This window comes from Pseudomonas sp. UBA6323, from assembly GCF_002439135.1.
Classification (GTDB): domain Bacteria; phylum Pseudomonadota; class Gammaproteobacteria; order Pseudomonadales; family Pseudomonadaceae; genus Aquipseudomonas.
The window spans coordinates 35896-52976 of sequence record NZ_DJSX01000063.1 but is presented as its reverse complement, the minus strand read 5'-3'; the positions used below and the strand labels follow the sequence as shown (position 1 = coordinate 52976).

Annotated in this window: 15 protein-coding genes and 1 pseudogene; 12 read left to right on the top strand and 4 right to left on the bottom strand. The window is 62.9% G+C overall.

Translation table 11 applies throughout. The annotated features are described in order from the left end of the window. Positions 1–1828 (top strand): annotated as a pseudogene (locus B3P22_RS14635) (molybdopterin cofactor-binding domain-containing protein); the annotation flags it as partial. 128 nt (positions 1829–1956) lie between these two features. Here B3P22_RS14635 and cysS read toward each other — a convergent pair. Together cysS and B3P22_RS14625 are read right to left on the bottom strand one after the other, a co-directional pair. Next, positions 1957–3342 carry a cysteine--tRNA ligase gene (gene cysS / locus B3P22_RS14630; RefSeq protein WP_296271463.1) on the bottom strand — a complete coding sequence of 462 codons (1386 nt, stop codon included), beginning with the start codon at positions 3340–3342 and terminating at the stop codon, positions 1957–1959. Continuing rightward, on the bottom strand, positions 3343–5007 hold the full coding sequence (locus B3P22_RS14625) for a glutamine--tRNA ligase/YqeY domain fusion protein (protein WP_296271462.1): 1665 nt from the start codon (positions 5005–5007) through the stop codon (positions 3343–3345). A gap of 301 nt (positions 5008–5308) precedes the next feature. Here B3P22_RS14625 and B3P22_RS14620 point away from each other — a divergent pair, with 301 nt between their 5' ends. Continuing rightward, a complete protein-coding gene (locus B3P22_RS14620; RefSeq protein WP_296271461.1) occupies positions 5309–5806 on the top strand; it encodes a peptidylprolyl isomerase in 498 nt (165 codons plus the stop codon). 4 nt (positions 5807–5810) lie between these two features. After that, positions 5811–6539: a UDP-2,3-diacylglucosamine diphosphatase gene (gene lpxH, locus B3P22_RS14615; protein ID WP_296271460.1), complete on the top strand. Its 729-nt coding sequence runs from the start codon at positions 5811–5813 to the stop codon at positions 6537–6539. A gap of 103 nt (positions 6540–6642) precedes the next feature. Here the strand turns inward: lpxH and B3P22_RS14610 are convergent, their stop codons facing one another. Beyond that, complete coding sequence (locus B3P22_RS14610; RefSeq protein ID WP_296271459.1) at positions 6643–7320, bottom strand: tRNA-(ms[2]io[6]A)-hydroxylase; 678 nt, start codon at positions 7318–7320, stop codon at positions 6643–6645. Between the two features lie 157 nt (positions 7321–7477). Here B3P22_RS14610 and B3P22_RS14605 point away from each other — a divergent pair, with 157 nt between their 5' ends. Next, positions 7478–8341 carry a universal stress protein gene (locus B3P22_RS14605; RefSeq protein WP_296271458.1) on the top strand — a complete coding sequence of 288 codons (864 nt, stop codon included), beginning with the start codon at positions 7478–7480 and terminating at the stop codon, positions 8339–8341. Between the two features lie 61 nt (positions 8342–8402). On the opposite strand, the gene B3P22_RS14600 is transcribed toward B3P22_RS14605, so the two are convergent. After that, entirely contained in the window at positions 8403–8879 is a 477-nt protein-coding gene (locus B3P22_RS14600) for a DUF1289 domain-containing protein (RefSeq protein WP_197856349.1), read from the bottom strand. 404 nt (positions 8880–9283) lie between these two features. Here B3P22_RS14600 and acnB point away from each other — a divergent pair, with 404 nt between their 5' ends. The 8 genes from acnB to B3P22_RS14560 all read left to right on the top strand — a co-directional run bounded on the left by acnB (position 9284) and on the right by B3P22_RS14560 (position 17073). Then, positions 9284–11884: a bifunctional aconitate hydratase 2/2-methylisocitrate dehydratase gene (acnB, locus tag B3P22_RS14595; RefSeq protein WP_197856525.1), complete on the top strand. Its 2601-nt coding sequence runs from the start codon at positions 9284–9286 to the stop codon at positions 11882–11884. A gap of 147 nt (positions 11885–12031) precedes the next feature. Next, the gene (locus tag B3P22_RS14590; protein ID WP_197856348.1) at positions 12032–12241 is read left to right on the top strand and encodes a YgdI/YgdR family lipoprotein; all 210 of its coding nucleotides are present in this window, start codon (positions 12032–12034) and stop codon (positions 12239–12241) included. 182 nt (positions 12242–12423) lie between these two features. Next, positions 12424–13635, top strand: coding sequence for a CmpA/NrtA family ABC transporter substrate-binding protein (locus B3P22_RS14585; protein WP_296271457.1), 1212 nt, complete (start codon positions 12424–12426; stop codon positions 13633–13635). Positions 13636–13653: 18 nt separating this feature from the next. Then, on the top strand, positions 13654–14232 hold the full coding sequence (locus B3P22_RS14580) for an ANTAR domain-containing response regulator (RefSeq protein ID WP_197856346.1): 579 nt from the start codon (positions 13654–13656) through the stop codon (positions 14230–14232). Between the two features lie 130 nt (positions 14233–14362). After that, entirely contained in the window at positions 14363–15592 is a 1230-nt protein-coding gene (gene alaC / locus B3P22_RS14575) for an alanine transaminase (protein WP_296271456.1), read from the top strand. A gap of 165 nt (positions 15593–15757) precedes the next feature. Next, positions 15758–16480, top strand: a complete 723-nt coding sequence (locus tag B3P22_RS14570; protein ID WP_296271455.1) for a 1-acylglycerol-3-phosphate O-acyltransferase — start codon at positions 15758–15760, stop codon at positions 16478–16480. Between the two features lie 145 nt (positions 16481–16625). Then, the gene (locus B3P22_RS14565) at positions 16626–16820 is read left to right on the top strand and encodes a hypothetical protein (protein WP_296271454.1); all 195 of its coding nucleotides are present in this window, start codon (positions 16626–16628) and stop codon (positions 16818–16820) included. Positions 16821–16830: 10 nt separating this feature from the next. Next, positions 16831–17073: a hypothetical protein gene (locus tag B3P22_RS14560; RefSeq protein WP_296271453.1), complete on the top strand. Its 243-nt coding sequence runs from the start codon at positions 16831–16833 to the stop codon at positions 17071–17073. The last annotated feature ends 8 nt before the right edge of the window (positions 17074–17081 follow it).

Genomic DNA, 17081 nt, shown 5'->3' with positions numbered 1-17081 from the left:
GCCGAGCTGGTGAAGATCGATTACCAGCGTCAGCCCGGTAACTTCGACCTCGAAGCTGCCAAGGACACGGCGAAGAAGCCGGAGAAAGTCGCCGGCAGCGAGCCGGACACCGCCGTCGGTGACTTCGACAGCGCGTTCGCCAGCGCCCCCGTGCAGCTCGACGCCACCTACCACACGCCCGACCAGTCCCACGCGATGATGGAACCGCACGCCTCGATGGCCCGCTGGGACGACGACCGGCTGACCCTGTGGACCTCAAACCAGATGATCGCCTGGGGCGCCAAGGATCTGGCCGAAACACTGGGCATGGACGTCGACAAGGTCCGACTGATCTCGCCCTACGTCGGCGGCGGCTTCGGCGGCAAGCTGTTCATCCGCGCCGACGCGCTGATGGCGGCGCTGGGCGCTCGCGCAGCCGGACGCCCGGTAAAGGTGGCATTGCCGCGCCCGCTGATGATGAACAACACCACCCATCGCGCGGCCACTATCCAGCGCATCCGCATCGGCGCCACGCGCGACGGCCAGATCGTCGCGATCGGCCACGAAAACTGGTCCGGCGACCTCAACGCCAACACCGCCGAATCCGGAGTGATCTACTCGCGGCCGCTGTACGCGGGTGTCAACCGCACGTCCAGCTCGCGCCTGGCGGCGCTGGACATGCCCGAAGCCAACGCCATGCGCGCCCCCAGCGACACGCCTGGATCGATGGCCGTGGAGATCGCCATGGACGAGATGGCCGAGAAGCTCGGCCTCGACCCCGTCGACTTCCGCGTGATGAACGATTCGCTGGTCGACCCGGAGAAACCCGAGCGTTCCTACTCGCAGCGCCATCTCAAGGAGTGCCTGCTGCAGGGTGCGCAACGCTTCGGCTGGGCCGAGCGTGAAGCCAAACCTGCCACGCGCCGCGAGGGCGACTGGCTGATCGGCCTGGGTATGGCTGGCGCGTTTCGCGACGGACCGGTTACCCAGTCTGCCGCNNCGCGTGCGCCTCGATGCACAAGGCCGACTGACCGTCGAGACCGACATGACCGACATCGGCACCGGCAGCTACACCATCATCGGCCAGACCGCGGCGGAAATGCTCGGTGTGACGCTGGACCAGGTGAGCGTGAAACTCGGCGATTCGAGCTTTCCCGTTTCCTCTGGCTCAGGCGGCCAGTGGGGCGCCAACAGTTCCACCGCGGGGGTCTATGCCGCCTGCGTGAAGCTGCGCGAACAGATCGCGCGCAAGCTCGGTTTCGATCCCTCCCGGGCGGTGTTCGACAATGGCGAAGTCCGCCAGGACGACAAGCGCGCCACGCTCGCCGAGGCAGCGGCAGGCGGGACGATTGAGGCCGAAGATGGCATCGAGTTCGGCGACCTGGACAAGCGCTACCGCATCTCGACCTTCGGCGCACATTTCGTTGAGGTGGCCGTGCATGCCGCTACGGCGGAAGTGCGAGTCCGGCGCATGCTGGCGGTCTGTTCGGCCGGGCGGATCCTCAATCCGAAGACCGCGCGCAGCCAGGTGATCGGCGCCATGACCATGGGCGTGGGCGCGGCACTCATGGAGGAGCTGTCCGTCGACACCCGTTACGGGCTGTATATCAACCACGACCTGGCCGCGTACGAGGTGCCGGTGCATGCCGACATTCCGCATCAGGAGGTGGTCTTTCTCGACGAGAGCGACCCCCTCTCCTCGCCGATGAAGGCCAAGGGCGTGGGCGAGCTGGGCATCTGCGGGGTGTCCGCGGCGGTGGCGAACGCGATCTATAACGCCACTGGCGTGCGGGTGCGCGATTATCCCGTCACCCTGGACAAGCTGCTGGCGCAGATGCCGGCAGCCTGAAACGACAAAGGCCGCTGAAAAACGTAATGCTGTTCACATAAGANNTAAATGGGAGAGGGGAGCCAAGCGCGAGCACCTTAAGTGAACGGTATTACGCAGAAAAGCGGCCTTTGTCGTTGAGCGCCCGGCTACTCAGCCAGACGCCAGGTGGTGCCGCCCTTGCCGTCTTCCAGCACCACGCCCATGGCGGTGAGCTGGTCGCGGATGCGGTCGGATTCCGCCCAGTTTTTGTCGGCCCGCGCCTGCAGGCGCGCGGCGATCAGCGCCTCGACTTCGGCGGCGTCCACCTTGCCGGCGGCGCCGGCCTGCAGGAAGGCATCCGGTTCCAGCTGCAGCACGCCGAGCACGCTGGCCAGCTGCTTGAGCTGGGCAGCCAGGCCGGCGGCGGCCTGCACATCCGACTCACGCAGGCGGTTGACCTCGCGGATCATCTCGAACAGCACGGCGCAGGCTTCCGGCGAGTTGAAATCGTCGTCCATCGCCGCGCCGAAGCGCTCCACATATCCTTCGCCACCGGCAGGTGCCGCTTCCGGCAGACCTTTGAGGCCGTTGTAGAAACGCTCCAGAGCGCCCTTGGCTTCCTTGAGGCTTTCTTCGGAATAGTTGATCGGGCTGCGGTAGTGGCTGGACACCAGCAGGTAACGCACCACCTCCGGGTGGTACTTTTCCAGCACCTCGCGAATGGTGAAGAAGTTGCCCAGGCTCTTGGACATCTTTTCGCCATCCACACGCACCGCGCCGGCGTGCATCCAGGCGTTGGCGTACTGCTTGCCGGTGGCCGCCTCGCTCTGTGCGATTTCGTTCTCGTGGTGCGGGAACACCAGATCCGGACCGCCGCCATGAATGTCGAAGGTCTCGCCCAGGCAGCAGGTGGACATCACCGAGCACTCGATATGCCAGCCCGGGCGACCCTTGCCCCAGGGGGAATCCCAGCTTGGCTCGCCCGGCTTGGCAGCTTTCCAGAGCACGAAGTCCAGCGGGTCTTCCTTGATCTCGTCCACTTCGATGCGCGCGCCGATCTTCAGCTCGTCGATCTTGCGCCTGGAAAGCTTGCCGTAGGTTTCGAACTTGGTGACGCGGTAGTACACGTCGCCATTGCCCGGCGCATAGGCGAAGCCCTTGTCGATCAGGGTCTGGATCATCTGGTGCATGCCGGCGATATGGTCGGTGGCGCGCGGTTCGATGTCCGGGCGCAACACGGAAAGGCGTGCCTCATCCTCGTGCATCGCCGCGATCATGCGCTCAACCAGCGCCTCGAAAGGCTCGCCGTTCTCATTGGCGCGCTTGATGATCTTGTCGTCGATGTCGGTAATGTTGCGCACGTAGGTCACGTCATAACCGCGCTGACGCAGCCAGCGGGTGACCACGTCGAAGGCGACCATCACGCGGGCGTGGCCGATGTGGCAGAAGTCATAGACGGTCATGCCGCATACGTACATGCGCACCTGATTATCGACCAGCGGCTTGAAGGCGTCCTTGGTCTTGGTCAGGGTGTTGTAGATCGACAGTGCCATTTACTGCCCCCAGGAATCGCGCAGGGTCACGGTGCGGTTGAACACCGGCTTGCCAGGCTGGGAATCCTTGTCCAGGCAGAAGTAGCCTTCGCGCTCGAACTGGAAGCGGTCGTCAGCTCTGGCCTGCGCCAGCGACGGCTCGGCGCGGCAGCCGGTGAGCACCACCAGCGAATCGGGGTTGATGTTGTCGAGGAAGCTGCCGCCCTCCTCGCTCTTCTCCGGGTTGGCGGACTTGAACAGGCGATCGTACAGGCGCACTTCGCACTCGACGCTCTCGGCGGCCGGCACCCAGTGGATCACGCCCTTGACCTTGCGGCCCTCCGGGTTCTTGCCCAGCGTATTCTCGTCATAGCTGCAGCGCAGCTCGACGATATTACCGGCGGCATCCTTGATCGCCTCATCGGCGCGGATCACGTAGCTGCCACGCAGACGCACTTCGCCGCCCGGGATCAGGCGCTTGAAGCCGTCCGGCGGGGTTTCCTCGAAGTCGCTGGCGTCGATGTAGATCTCACGACTGAACGGCAGCACACGCACGCCCATGTCCTGCTTGGGATGGCGCGGCAGCTCGAGGTTCTCGACCTGGCCTTCCGGGTAGTTGGTGATCACCACCTTGAGCGGTTTGAGCACGCACATGGCGCGGGCGGCATTGGCGTCCAGATCGTCACGAATGGCGAATTCCAGCATGCCGATATCCACCAGGCCGCCGGCGCGGTTGACGCCGATCATGTCGCAGAAGGTGCGAATCGAGGCGGCGGTATAGCCGCGACGACGATAGCCGGACAGGGTCGACATGCGCGGGTCGTCCCAACCGTTGACGTGCTTCTCGTCGACCAGTTGCTTGAGCTTGCGCTTGCTGGTGATGGTGTAGTTCAGGTTCAGGCGGGCGAATTCGTACTGGCGCGGCTGCGCCGGCACCGGCAGGTTCTCCAGGAACCATTCGTACAGCGGGCGATGATCCTCGAACTCCAGGGTGCAGATGGAGTGGGTAATGCCCTCGATGGCGTCCGACTGACCGTGGGTGAAGTCGTAGCTCGGGTAGATGCACCACTTGTCACCGGTCTGGTGGTGATGGGCGTGGCGGATACGATAGAGGATCGGGTCGCGCAGGTTGATGTTCGGCGAGGCCATGTCGATCTTGGCGCGCAGCGAGCGGGCGCCATCCGGGAACTCACCGGCCTTCATGCGTGCGAAGAGGTCAAGGTTCTCTTCCACGCTACGATCACGGAAGGGGCTGTTCTTGCCCGGCTCGGTCAGGTTGCCGCGATACTCGCGCATCTCTTCGGCATTCAGATCGCAGACGAAGGCCTTGCCGGCCTTGATCAGCTCGACGGCCCAGGCGTGCAATTGGTCGAAATAGTTGGAGGCATAGCGCTCTTCGCCCGCCCACTTGAAGCCCAGCCACTCGACGTCGGCCTTGATCGCGTCGATGTATTCCTGGTCTTCCTTGGCCGGGTTGGTGTCGTCGAAACGCAGGTTGCACTGGCCGCCGAACTCTTCGGCCAGGCCGAAGTTCAGGCAGATGCTCTTGGCATGGCCAATGTGCAGGTAGCCGTTGGGCTCCGGCGGAAAGCGGGTCACGATCTTGGCGTGCTTGCCGCTGTCCAGATCGGCCTGGACGATGGGGCGCAGGAAGTTGGCAGCTTTTTCGACGGTGGGCTTGCTCATGGTGTCCTTAACAATACTGGCGCGGCACGGGTAGGCCGCCTCGGGCAAAGTCCGTATCATAACCAACCTGTCAAGCCCCTGACAGGGTGCATGCCACCCTGTTAGCAGGCTGTTGAAAAACTACCTGCGTTGGCAATACTGCGTTAAAAACAGCCTCAAAATGCTCATTTACAGCACGTAAACTGCGCTTTTTCGGCTGTTTTTGTCTTGTCTTGCCTGCCTCGCCGACGTTTTTCAACGGCCTGCTAGGGCTGTTCATCCCGGGCCACTGGCTCGAGTCTGCCTCATCACGGATACGATCATGATCAAACTGCACACCAACCACGGCGTCATCACCCTGAACCTGTTCGCCGACAAGGCCCCGGAAACCGTGGCCAACTTCGAGCAATACGTGAAGGAAGGCCATTACGACGGCACCATCTTCCACCGTGTGATCGGCAACTTCATGATCCAGGGCGGCGGTTTCGAGCCGGGCATGAAGCAGAAGCCGACCCGCGCACCGATCAAGAACGAAGCCAACAATGGCGTGGCCAACAAGGTCGGCACCATCGCCATGGCCCGCACCATGGAGCCGCACTCGGCCAGCGCGCAGTTCTTCATCAACGTCTCTGACAACAGCTTCCTCAACCACAGCGCACCGACCGTTCAGGGCTGGGGCTATGCGGTGTTCGGCGAAGTGGTCGAAGGCATGGGCGTGGTCGAGAAGATCAAGGGCGTGTCCACCACCATGAAGGCCGGCCACCAGGACGTGCCGGTGGATGACGTGATCATCGAGAAGGCCGAAATCGTAGCCGAGTAAGTCGATGATCCTGCTGATCTCCGATCTGCATCTCGAAGAGAAACGCCCGGATATCACCCGGGCGTTTCTGCTTTTTCTCGCCACCCGCGCGCGCCAGGCCGAGGCGCTTTACATCCTCGGCGACTTCTTCGAAGTTTGGATCGGCGATGACGGCATGACGCCTTTCCAGCATGAGATCGCCCTTGCCCTGCGCGAACTGAGCGAGACCGGCACGCGGATTTATCTGATGCACGGCAATCGCGACTTTCTTATTGGCAAGCGTTTCTGCCGCGAGGCGGGCTGCACCTTGTTGAGCGACCCGCACAAGGTGCAGATGGGCGGCGAGTCGGTGCTACTGATGCACGGCGACAGTCTGTGCACCCTGGACGTCGGCTACATGAAGCTGCGCCGCTGGCTGCGCAATCCGCTATCGCTGCTGATTCTGCGCAACCTGCCGCTGAGCACCCGGCAGAAGCTGGCGCGCAAGCTGCGCAACGAAAGCCGCGCGCAAACGCGGATGAAGGCCAGCGATATCGTCGACGTCACGCCGGAGGAAGTGGTCCGGATAATGGCCGAGCACGGCGTGCGTACGCTGATCCATGGTCATACCCATCGGCCGGCAGTGCATGAGCTGAACGTGAACGGCCAACCGGCACGGCGCATCGTGCTGGGCGACTGGGATCGCCAGGGCTGGGCGTTGCAGGTCGACGCTCAAGGCTTCAACCAGGCGCCGTTCGAGCTGACGCCAGCGTGACCGTAGCCCGAAGGGCTCTGCTCCCCTCTCCCGCTTGCGGGAGAGGGGCTGGGGGAGGGGGCAACGGCGGAGGCTGCAACGCCCTCTCCTGCCCTTCGGGTCATCAGATGGCCGCTTCGTGGCTGCTTTCTTTAGGCACACCACTATGGAAACGGAATTGCTCGTCCGGCGACATGATCAGCTCCCGCTCAACCGCCCGCACCACCTCGATACGCGCGTCCACGTCCGCCGCGTCACCATACAGATAGGCTAGCTTGAGATACCCCCGATAGTGGCGCCCTTCGCTCTCCAGCAACCCTGCATAGAACTTGGCCAGCTCGGCATCCAGACGCGGCACCAGCGCGGCAAAGCGCTCGCAGGAGCGCGCCTCGATAAAGGCGCCGACCACCAGAACGTCCACCAGCCGCTCCACTTCGCCGCCACGCAGCAGCGCGCGCAGCCCCGCGGCGTAGCGCGACGCGGAAACATGGCGAACCTCGATGCCGCGCCCGCGGATGATCTTGCTCACCTGCTCGAAGTGCACCAGCTCCTCACGGGCCAAACGCGACATTCTTGCGGTCAATTCGGTCTTGGTCAGGTAGCGCCCCATCAGGCTCAGGGCCGTCTGCGCCGCCTTGTATTCCAGATTGCGATGGTCGAGCAGAAGGATTTCCTGCTGGCGCAGCGCCTCCTCCAGCCAGGCGTCGGGTGTGGCGACACCGCCGAGAAACTCGAGAATTTCCTGCAGGATCGTTACAGGTTCCTCACCGTGACTCGGAACATGCTCGGCATTTGACATCATATTTGAAGCGCTCTCGGTGCTGGCGAGGTTGGAAATGGCGGGCCATTATACGAGTGGCAGGCCGCACGACCAGCACGCCGTTGATACAGGTCAAGAAGCCGCTGGTGACGACGCACCTATAGTTGGATAAGCGCTATTCACTCTCAGGGAGACGACCATGCAAGCGATCCGTAGCATTCTGGTGGTGATGGAACCCCAGCACCCCGAAGGCCTCGCGCTGAAGCGGGCAAAACTGATAGCTGGAGTCACCCAGTCGCACCTGCACCTGCTGGTATGCGACAAGAAAGGCGACCACAGCGCCTGGCTCAACGATCTGAGCAGCAGCCTCGCCGGGGAAGGTTTCAGCGTTTCCACCCAGCAGTCCTGGCATGACAACCAGCACCAGACCATCATCGCCGTGCAACAGGCCGAGGGCTGCGGCCTGGTGATCAAGCAGCACCTGCCGGACAACCCGCTGAAAAAGGCCATCCTCACTCCCGAGGACTGGAAATTGCTGCGCTATTGCCCCGGCCCGGTGCTGATGGTCAAGACCGAGCGCCCCTGGACCGGCGGCAAGATCCTCGCCGCAGTTGATGTCGGCAACGCCGATGGCGAGCACCGCACCCTGCATGCCGGCATCATCAGCCATGGCTACGATATCGCCGGCCTGGCCAAGGGCACGCTGCACGTGACCACCGCACACCCGACGCCGATGCTGTCGGCAGCCGACCCGACCTTCCAGCTCAAGGAAACCATCGAGGCGCGCTACCGCCAACAGTGCCGCAGCTTCCAGGCCGAGTACGACATCAGTGACGAGCGTCTGCATGTGCTCGAAGGACCTGCCGACGTGGTGATTCCGCAGGTAGCGCACCAACTCGATGCCGCGGTCACGGTGATCGGCACCGTGGCGCGCACCGGCCTATCCGGCGCACTGATCGGCAATACCGCCGAAGTCATACTCGATGCGCTGGAAAGCGATGTGCTGGTACTCAAGCCTGACGAAGTCATCGCCCACCTGGAGGAGTTGGTGGCGCAGCGCTGACCCACGCCTGAAACGAAAATGCCGCTCTGCAACGAGCGGCATTTTTCTTTCTAGGATCGAACTACACCCGCAGTTCCAGGCCTTCCCGCAAAAACTTCGGCGCGATGTAGCGCTCGTAGTGCGCCTCGGAGAGCAGGAAGAACTCCCTGTCGATGGCATCGCGCAGCTCGGGCAGTGCCCAGTTGCGAAACTCCGGCAGCAGCACCATACCGTAGGCTTCCAGCTGACTGATCATCCGCGCGCCCCGCGCGATCAATTGATAGGCCCAGCAGTACGGCGATTGCTGTGGCACGAAGCGAATCTGCCGCTGTTCCAGCTGCTGGCGCAGGCGCTGCTCGTCGAACACCTCCACCTTGGCCGTCATCACCTGCACCAGCAGCACTTCCAGCCGCGTCCAGACGGCGCGCTTCTCGTCGTCGTTATAGCTGTTCCAGTTGATCACCTCATGGTGGAAGCGCTTGCAACCGCGGCACACGACATCACCGTAAACGGTCGAGCAAAGGCCCACGCAGGGCGTCTTGATGCGCTGATTGGACATGGCAAAGCAATACGAACAACTGAACAGCCTGGCATCTTAGCCCTTTGTCTAATCCTTATCACCCCCACTGATGCGGGGACATCGGCTTAACTTTATCCGCGCTTTCCATTAGAATCGGCCCGCCTTTTACGGCGCCAATGTCCGTTGGAAGCTGTTTTCAAAGCGTCACGAGCACAGTCGATCCTGCAGGTACGATGGCGGCGCAGCCACTCGGAGTCCCCCCGAGTCTCTGCGCCCGCCCTCATCAGAAACCGTCCTGCCGGCGTAAAACTTTGAAAGCAGCTTCTACAAGACACTCATGAAACCTCGGCTGCTCGGCTCATAAAGTCGAAAAGCGCCTGGTTCGTGGGTATCTGGATCGCGTCCCGGACAACCCTTTGGGACCACTGATGAGGGTAATAACTGTGCTTGAAGCCTATCGCAAACACGTAGCAGAGCGTGCCGCTCAGGGTATCGTGCCCCAGCCGCTGAACGCCGAACAAACCGCAGGCCTGGTCGAGCTGCTGAAGAATCCGCCGGCTGGCGAAGAAGAATTCCTCGTAGACCTGATCACCAACCGTGTACCGCCAGGCGTTGACGAAGCCGCCTACGTCAAGGCTGGTTTCCTCTCTGCCGTTGCCAAGGGCGAAGCCACTTCCCCGCTGATCAGCAAGCAACGCGCCGTCGAGCTGCTGGGCACCATGCAGGGCGGCTACAACATCGCCACCATGGTCGAGCTGCTGGAAGATGCCAGCCTGGGCACCGTCGCTGCCGAGCAACTCAAGCACACCCTGCTGATGTTCGACGCCTTCCACGACGTCGCCGAAAAAGCCAAGGCTGGCAACGCCAACGCCAAAGCCGTCATGCAGTCCTGGGCCGATGGCGAGTGGTTCACCAACAAGCCGGCCATCGCCGAGAAGTACAGCCTGGCCGTATTCAAGGTGCCTGGCGAAACCAACACCGACGACCTGTCCCCTGCCCCGGACGCCTGGTCGCGCCCTGACATCCCGCTGCACGCCCTGGCCATGCTGAAAATGGCTCGCGACGGCATCGTGCCGGAGCAGCAAGGCGCCATCGGCCCGCTGAAGCAGATCGAAGAGATCAAGGCCAAGGGCTTTCCGGTTGCCTACGTCGGTGACGTGGTCGGTACCGGTTCCTCGCGTAAGTCCGCCACCAACTCGGTGCTGTGGTTCTTCGGCGACGACATTCCGTACGTTCCGAACAAGCGCGCTGGCGGCTTCTGCTTCGGCACCAAGATCGCCCCGATCTTCTACAACACCATGGAAGACGCCGGCGCCCTGCCGATCGAATTCGACGTGTCGAACATCAACATGGGCGACGTGATCGACGTCTACCCGCACGCGGGCAAAGTCTGCAAGCACGGCACCGACGAAGTCATCACCACCTTCGAACTGAAGACCCCGGTGCTGCTCGACGAAGTCCGCGCTGGCGGCCGTATCCCGCTGATCGTCGGCCGCGGCCTGACCGAGAAGGCGCGTGCCGAGCTGGGCCTGGAGGCCTCCGACCTGTTCAAGAAGCCGGAGCAACCGGCTGACAGCGGCAAGGGCTTCACCCTGGCGCAGAAGATGGTCGGCAAGGCCTGCGGCGTCGAAGGCGTACGCCCGGGCACCTACTGCGAACCGAAGATGACCACCGTCGGCTCCCAGGACACCACCGGCCCGATGACCCGTGACGAGCTGAAAGACCTGGCTTGCCTGGGCTTCTCCGCTGACCTGGTGATGCAGTCCTTCTGCCACACCGCGGCCTATCCGAAGCCGATCGACGTCACCACCCACCACACCCTGCCGGATTTCATCCGCACCCGTGGCGGCGTGTCCCTGCGTCCGGGCGACGGCATCATCCACAGCTGGCTGAACCGCATGCTGCTGCCGGATACCGTCGGCACCGGTGGCGACTCGCACACCCGCTTCCCGATCGGCATTTCCTTCCCGGCCGGTTCCGGTCTGGTCGCCTTCGCCGCCGCCACCGGCGTAATGCCGCTGGACATGCCGGAATCGGTTCTGGTGCGCTTCAAGGGCAAGATGCAACCCGGTATCACCCTGCGTGACCTGGTCCATGCCATCCCCTACTACGCCATCCAGAAAGGCCTGCTGACCGTCGAGAAGAAAGGCAAGAAGAACATCTTCTCCGGCCGCATCCTCGAGATCGAAGGCCTGGACAACCTGACCGTCGAGCAGGCGTTCGAGCTGTCCGACGCCTCCGCCGAGCGTTCGGCTGCCGGTTGCACCATCAAGCTGCCGGAAGCGGCCATCGCCGAGTACCTGCAGTCCAACATCACCCTGCTGCGCTGGATGATCAGCGAAGGCTACGGCGATGCCCGCACCCTGGAGCGTCGTGCCCAGGCGATGGAAGCCTGGCTGGCCAACCCGGTGCTGATGGAAGCCGACAAGGACGCCGAGTACGCCGAAGTCATCGAGATCGACCTGAGCCAGCTCAACGAGCCGGTACTGTGCGCCCCGAACGACCCGGACGACGCCCGCCTGCTGTCCACCGTGGCTGGCGACAAGATCGACGAAGTGTTCATTGGTTCGTGCATGACCAACATCGGTCACTTCCGCGCTGCCGGCAAGCTGCTGGACAAGGTCAAGGGCGGTATCCCTACCCGTCTGTGGCTGTCGCCGCCGACCAAGATGGATGCTCACCAGCTGACCGAAGAAGGCTACTACGGCATCTACGGCAAGGCCGGTGCACGCATGGAGATGCCGGGCTGCTCGCTGTGCATGGGTAACCAGGCTCGCGTCGCTGCCAACGCTACCGTGGTGTCGACCTCGACTCGTAACTTCCCGAACCGTCTGGGCGATGGCGCCAACGTGTACCTGGCCTCTGCCGAACTGGCTGCGGTCGCTTCGATCATCGGCAAGCTGCCGACCGTCGAGGAGTACATGGCCTACGCGAAGGATATCGACAGCATGGCTGGCGACATCTACCGCTACCTGAGCTTCGACCAGATCGCCGACTTCCGTGAAGCCGCGGCCAACGCCAAGATCCCGGTCGTTCAGGCCTGATCCAAGCGTCGTGAGAAGAGCCCCGCCTAGTGCGGGGCTTTTTTATGCGCCCCCGAAAGGCGTTTTGCCGCACCTGGCTTGCAGCCTATACGCCACCGTCTACCTTCTGAGATGGGAGTTTCCCAATCAACCATTCAGGAGTTCATCATGAAACCATGGATCATTATCGCCCTGTGCCTGTTCGGCCTGGCCGGCTGTGCCAGCGAGTACATCATCACCACTAATGACGGCCAGATGCTCACCAGCGATGGCAAGCCGGAACTGGATGAAGACACCGGCATGCTCGAGTTCACCGACAGCGAAGGTCGCAAGCAGCAGATTCCGCAAAACAACGTCAAGCAGATGCTCGAGCGCTGAGGCCGACAATACGCACTGGCATATGCCTTGCTTCATCTCACCGCAAAAGGCCCGCCCAACGGACGGCTTGATCGACAACGGCGTCGTATTCAACCCGGCTTTGCAGCCGGGTTGAATACGACGCTTTTTTATGGCCGGTAGTCCATTGGCCAACGTCTTTTGCGTGAACCTAAGGATGCAGCATGAGCGAACACAACACCCCTCGTGACGATGCCCTGGCCTGGGCCTGGGGCAGCAACGCCCCCGAGAAGAGCGTGCTGAATATCGGTTTCATGGCGCTGAGCGACTCGGCCTCGGTAATCGTTGCCGCCACGCAGGGCTTCGCCGAGAAGTACGGGCTCAGCATCAGACTGCATCGCCAGACGTCCTGGGCCGGCCTGCGGGATCGCCTGCTCAGCGGCGAGCTGGATGCGGCGCACAGCCTCTACGGCCTGATCTACGGCGTGCACCTGGGCCTTGGCGTCAGCACGGCCACCGACATGGCCGTGCTCATGGGGTTGAACCAGAACGGCCAGAGCATCAACCTTTCGCACACACTGCAGGCCGTCGGCGTGACCAGCGGCGAAGCACTGCGCGAGCACGTGCACCAACATGAAGCACGCCTGACCTTCGCCCAGACCTTCCCCACCGGCACTCATGCCATGTGGCTCTACTACTGGCTGGCCAGCCAGGGCATCCACCCCCTGCGCGACGTCGACAGCGTGGTGGTCCCTCCACCGCAGATGGTCGAGCACCTGAAAGCCGAGCGCATCGACGGTTTCTGCGTCGGCGAACCCTGGACCGCCAAGGCCGTCGATGAACAGCTCGGCTGTACCCTGACCACTATCCAGGCAATCTGGCCGGATCATCCGGAAAAGGTACTGGGTTGCACCCGCGCCTTCGCCGAGCAAAACCCCAATACCGCCCGCGCCCTGATCATGGCGGTGCTCGAAGCGGCCCGTTTCATTGACGAAAGCGAGGAGAACAAGCGCAGCACTGCACAACTGCTCAGCGGCAGCGACTACGTCGACGCCCCGCTTTCGGTCATCACCCCGCGCTTTCTCGGTCATTACCAGGACGGCCTGGGCCATGCCTGGCTGGACGAGCACCCGCTGCGCTTTCACGCCGGCGGCCTGGTCAACCAGCCGTACCTGTCCGATGGCATGTGGTTCATGACCCAGTTCCGCCGCTGGGGCCTGCTGCGCAGCGACCCCGACTACCTCGCGGTGGCGCGCCAGGTCCAGCAACTGAGGCTGTATCGCGAGGCCGCCACAGCTCTGGACATCGCCGTGCCGGGCGAGATGCGCAGCTCCACTCTGCAGGACGGCACCCGCTGGGACGGCAGCGACCCTGCTGTCTATGCCCGCAGCTTCCACCTGCATGCCCTGGCCGAAAGCCCGGCTGTCGTCCTGTAACCGCCGGGAGTGCCATCGATGCTGCGTATCCTGCTGATCAACGACACCCCAAAGAAGGTCGGCCGCCTCAAGTGCGCGCTGGTCGAGGCCGGCTTCGAGGTGATCGATGAGTCCGGCCTGACCATCGACCTGCCCGAACGCGTCGAGGCAGTGCGCCCGGACGTGATTCTGATCGACACCGAATCGCCCGGCCGTGACGTCATGGAACAGGTCGTGCTGGTGAGCCGCGACCAGCCGCGCCCGATCGTGATGTTCACCGACGAGCACGACCCCGGCGTCATGCGCCAGGCGATCCAGAGCGGGGTCAGCGCCTACATCGTCGAGGGCATCCATGCCCAGCGCCTGCAGCCGATCCTCGATGTGGCCATGGCCCGCTTCGAGAGCGACCAGGCGCTACGCGCGCAGTTGCAGGCACGTGACGCGCAGCTGGCCGAGCGCAAGCGTGTAGAACTGGCCAAGGGCCTGCTGATGAAGATGAAGAGCTGCAACGAAGAAGAGGCCTACACCCTAATGCGCCGCCAGGCCATGAGCCGCCAGCAGAAGCTGATCCAGGTGGCCGAGCAGATCATCGCCATGCACGACATGCTCGGCGGCTGACTGTAGCGCTGCGCCGCTCGCTGACTGTACTGGACAGCGTAGCGGCGGCGGGCGTATCGTCGCCGCTCGGTCACAGCAGTGGCCAACGTCGCTCGGACGGTTCCGGGCGCTTACGTACTCCGAGGAAATCATGGCTGAGAACGCCAAGCGCCGCTTTGCGCGCATCGATCGTCTACCCCCCTACGTCTTCAACATCACCGCCGAACTGAAGATGGCCGCACGCCGTCGCGGCGAGGACATCATCGACTTCTCCATGGGCAATCCCGATGGCGCGACTCCGCCGCACATCGTCGAGAAGCTGGTGCAGGTTGCGCAACGTGAAGACACCCACGGCTATTCCACTTCCCGCGGTATTCCCCGCCTGCGCCGCGCCATCTCGCGCTGGTACAAGGACCGCTACGACGTGGAGATCGATCCGGAAAGCGAAGCCATCGTCACCATCGGTTCCAAGGAAGGCCTGGCGCACCTGATGCTGGCTACCTTGGATCATGGCGACACCGTGCTGGTCCCCAACCCCAGCTATCCGATTCATATCTACGGCGCAGTGATCGCCGGCGCGCAGGTGCGCTCCGTGCCGCTGGTGCCGGGCGTGGATTTCTTCGCCGAGCTGGAGCGGGCGATTCGCGAGTCGATTCCCAAGCCGAAGATGATGATTCTCGGCTTCCCCTCCAACCCCACCGCCCAGTGCGTGGAACTGGACTTCTTCGAGCGCGTGGTCACCCTGGCCAAGCAGTACGACGTACTGGTGGTGCACGACCTGGCCTATGCCGACATCGTCTACGACGGCTGGAAAGCGCCGTCGATCATGCAGGTGCCCGGCGCCAAGGATATCGCGGTGGAGTTCTTCACCCTGTCCAAGAGCTACAACATGGCCGGCTGGCGGATCGGCTTCATGGTCGGCAACCCGGAGCTGGTCAGCGCTCTGGCGCGGATCAAGAGCTACCACGACTACGGCACCTTCACTCCGCTGCAGGTGGCCGCAATCGCTGCGCTGGAAGGCGATCAGCAGTGCGTGCGAGACATAGCCGAGCAGTACCGCCAGCGCCGCAACCTGCTGGTCAAGGGTCTGCACGAGATTGGCTGGATGGTGGAGAAGCCTAAGGCCTCTATGTACATCTGGGCGAAGATCCCCAACGCCTACGCTCACCTCGGTTCTCTAGAGTTCGCCAAGAAGCTGCTGGCCGAGGCCAAGGTCTGCGTCTCGCCGGGCCTGGGTTTTGGCGATTACGGCGACGACCACGTGCGCTTTGCGTTGATCGAGAACCAGGACCGCAGCCGTCAGGCGCTGCGCGGGATCAAGGCGATGTTCCGCGCCGATGGTTTGTTGCCGGGCAAGCCGGTCAAAACAGAAACCGACTGAACATTCGAGGGCGCCGCAAGGCGCCCTTTTGCGTACCGCTATAGAAACCGACAATTTCTGCGACAATTCAGGATGTTACCGCGCGCCCGGCGGTAGTTTCCACTAATTGCCCGCCAGAGTGAACGCCCGTACACTGCGCGCCCCTCCTCTGATGGTTCTCCCCAAATGCTCTTCGTTGTGCGCATGCTGCTGATGGGCGTGCATTTCATCGTGGCCGGCCTTCTTGGCCTGCTGCTCGGCCTGTGTCGCCCATTCAACCCTGACAACAGCCGCCTGTGTGCACGCCTCTATTCGCTGCCCGCCCTGCGCCTGCTGCGTCTGAAATTGAAGACAGACGTAGGCCCGCTGCTGGAGCACCAGCGCTCCTGCGTGATCATCGCCAACCACCAGTCCAACTTCGATCTTTATGTGCTCGGCCGCGTGGTGCCGGAGCGCACCGTGAGCATCGGCAAGAAGAGCCTCAAGTGGGTGCCGTTCTTTGGCCAGCTGTACTGGCTGGCCGGCAACGTGCTGATCGATCGCAGCAACGCGGTCGCCGCAAAGCGCGCGATGCTGACCACCACCGAAACCCTGCGTCACCGCGACACCTCGATCTGGGTTTTCCCCGAAGGCACGCGCAACCTCGGCCGCGGCCTGCTGCCGTTCAAGAAAGGCGCGTTTCAGATGGCGATCACTGCCGGCGTACCGATCATCCCGGTGTGCGTGAGCAACTACAGCAAAGCCATGCGCCTCAATCGCTGGAACAGCGGACGCATCCTGATTCGCTCGCTGCCGGCCATTCCCACTGCCGGCCTGAGCCTGGACGACATGCCGGCGTTGATCGAGCGCTGCCAGCAGGCCATGAGCGAGTGCATCGCCAGCATGGACCAGGAGTTGGCCACGGTATAAGTGATCGCGCGGGCCACCGAAGTGAAACGACGCCCGCGCCAACCATCAAATTGATCGATAGTTACTCTGCAGAGCATCCATTATTCAATCGAAATGACTTAAGCGATTCTGTGCCCATGTCAACGCCAGACCTGGAGCACAGAACATGTCCCGCCTCTCCCAAGCCGCCCGTAACGGCGCCCTCGCCGCCATCGGCCTGTATCTGATCAGTACCTCCACGGTACTGGTGCTGAGCTATGCCACCTTGCAGCCCAGCGTCCCGACGCTCGAACAGCCGGGCCCGCTGCATAGCCTGATCAGCCAATTGCCCGCCCTGCTCGGCGCTGTATCGCTGGGTTGAGTGGAAGATCATGATCAGAAGCCAACGCAGCCGCCTGATACTGCTCGCCAGTCTGTCTTTGCTCACAACCCTGCTGGCGCTCAGCGGCATTGGCAAGAGCTCGGCTAGCGCCGTGGCGCGCAATATCGAATGCAGCCATAAACTGGCCCATCACCTGGACCTTGCAGAAGGCCTCAAGCGCCAGCGCAGCAGCCCGCCACCAAACCGAAGCGAACACCTCTCACCCTACTTCGTGCCTGCCGAACACGCATGAAAAGCCCG

Coding starts and splice junctions, on each gene's coding strand:
- lpxH (WP_296271460.1), top strand. CDS start 5,811: ATGATCCTGCTGATCTCCGATCTGCATCTCGAAGAGAAACGCCCGGAT.
- cysS (WP_296271463.1), bottom strand. CDS start 3,342: ATGGCACTGTCGATCTACAACACCCTGACCAAGACCAAGGACGCCTTC.
- B3P22_RS14570 (WP_296271455.1), top strand. CDS start 15,758: ATGCTCTTCGTTGTGCGCATGCTGCTGATGGGCGTGCATTTCATCGTG.
- B3P22_RS14620 (WP_296271461.1), top strand. CDS start 5,309: ATGATCAAACTGCACACCAACCACGGCGTCATCACCCTGAACCTGTTC.
- B3P22_RS14585 (WP_296271457.1), top strand. CDS start 12,424: ATGAGCGAACACAACACCCCTCGTGACGATGCCCTGGCCTGGGCCTGG.
- B3P22_RS14610 (WP_296271459.1), bottom strand. CDS start 7,320: ATGATGTCAAATGCCGAGCATGTTCCGAGTCACGGTGAGGAACCTGTA.
- B3P22_RS14625 (WP_296271462.1), bottom strand. CDS start 5,007: ATGAGCAAGCCCACCGTCGAAAAAGCTGCCAACTTCCTGCGCCCCATC.
- B3P22_RS14565 (WP_296271454.1), top strand. CDS start 16,626: ATGTCCCGCCTCTCCCAAGCCGCCCGTAACGGCGCCCTCGCCGCCATC.
- B3P22_RS14560 (WP_296271453.1), top strand. CDS start 16,831: ATGATCAGAAGCCAACGCAGCCGCCTGATACTGCTCGCCAGTCTGTCT.
- B3P22_RS14600 (WP_197856349.1), bottom strand. CDS start 8,879: ATGTCCAATCAGCGCATCAAGACGCCCTGCGTGGGCCTTTGCTCGACC.
- B3P22_RS14605 (WP_296271458.1), top strand. CDS start 7,478: ATGCAAGCGATCCGTAGCATTCTGGTGGTGATGGAACCCCAGCACCCC.
- alaC (WP_296271456.1), top strand. CDS start 14,363: ATGGCTGAGAACGCCAAGCGCCGCTTTGCGCGCATCGATCGTCTACCC.
- B3P22_RS14590 (WP_197856348.1), top strand. CDS start 12,032: ATGAAACCATGGATCATTATCGCCCTGTGCCTGTTCGGCCTGGCCGGC.
- B3P22_RS14580 (WP_197856346.1), top strand. CDS start 13,654: ATGCTGCGTATCCTGCTGATCAACGACACCCCAAAGAAGGTCGGCCGC.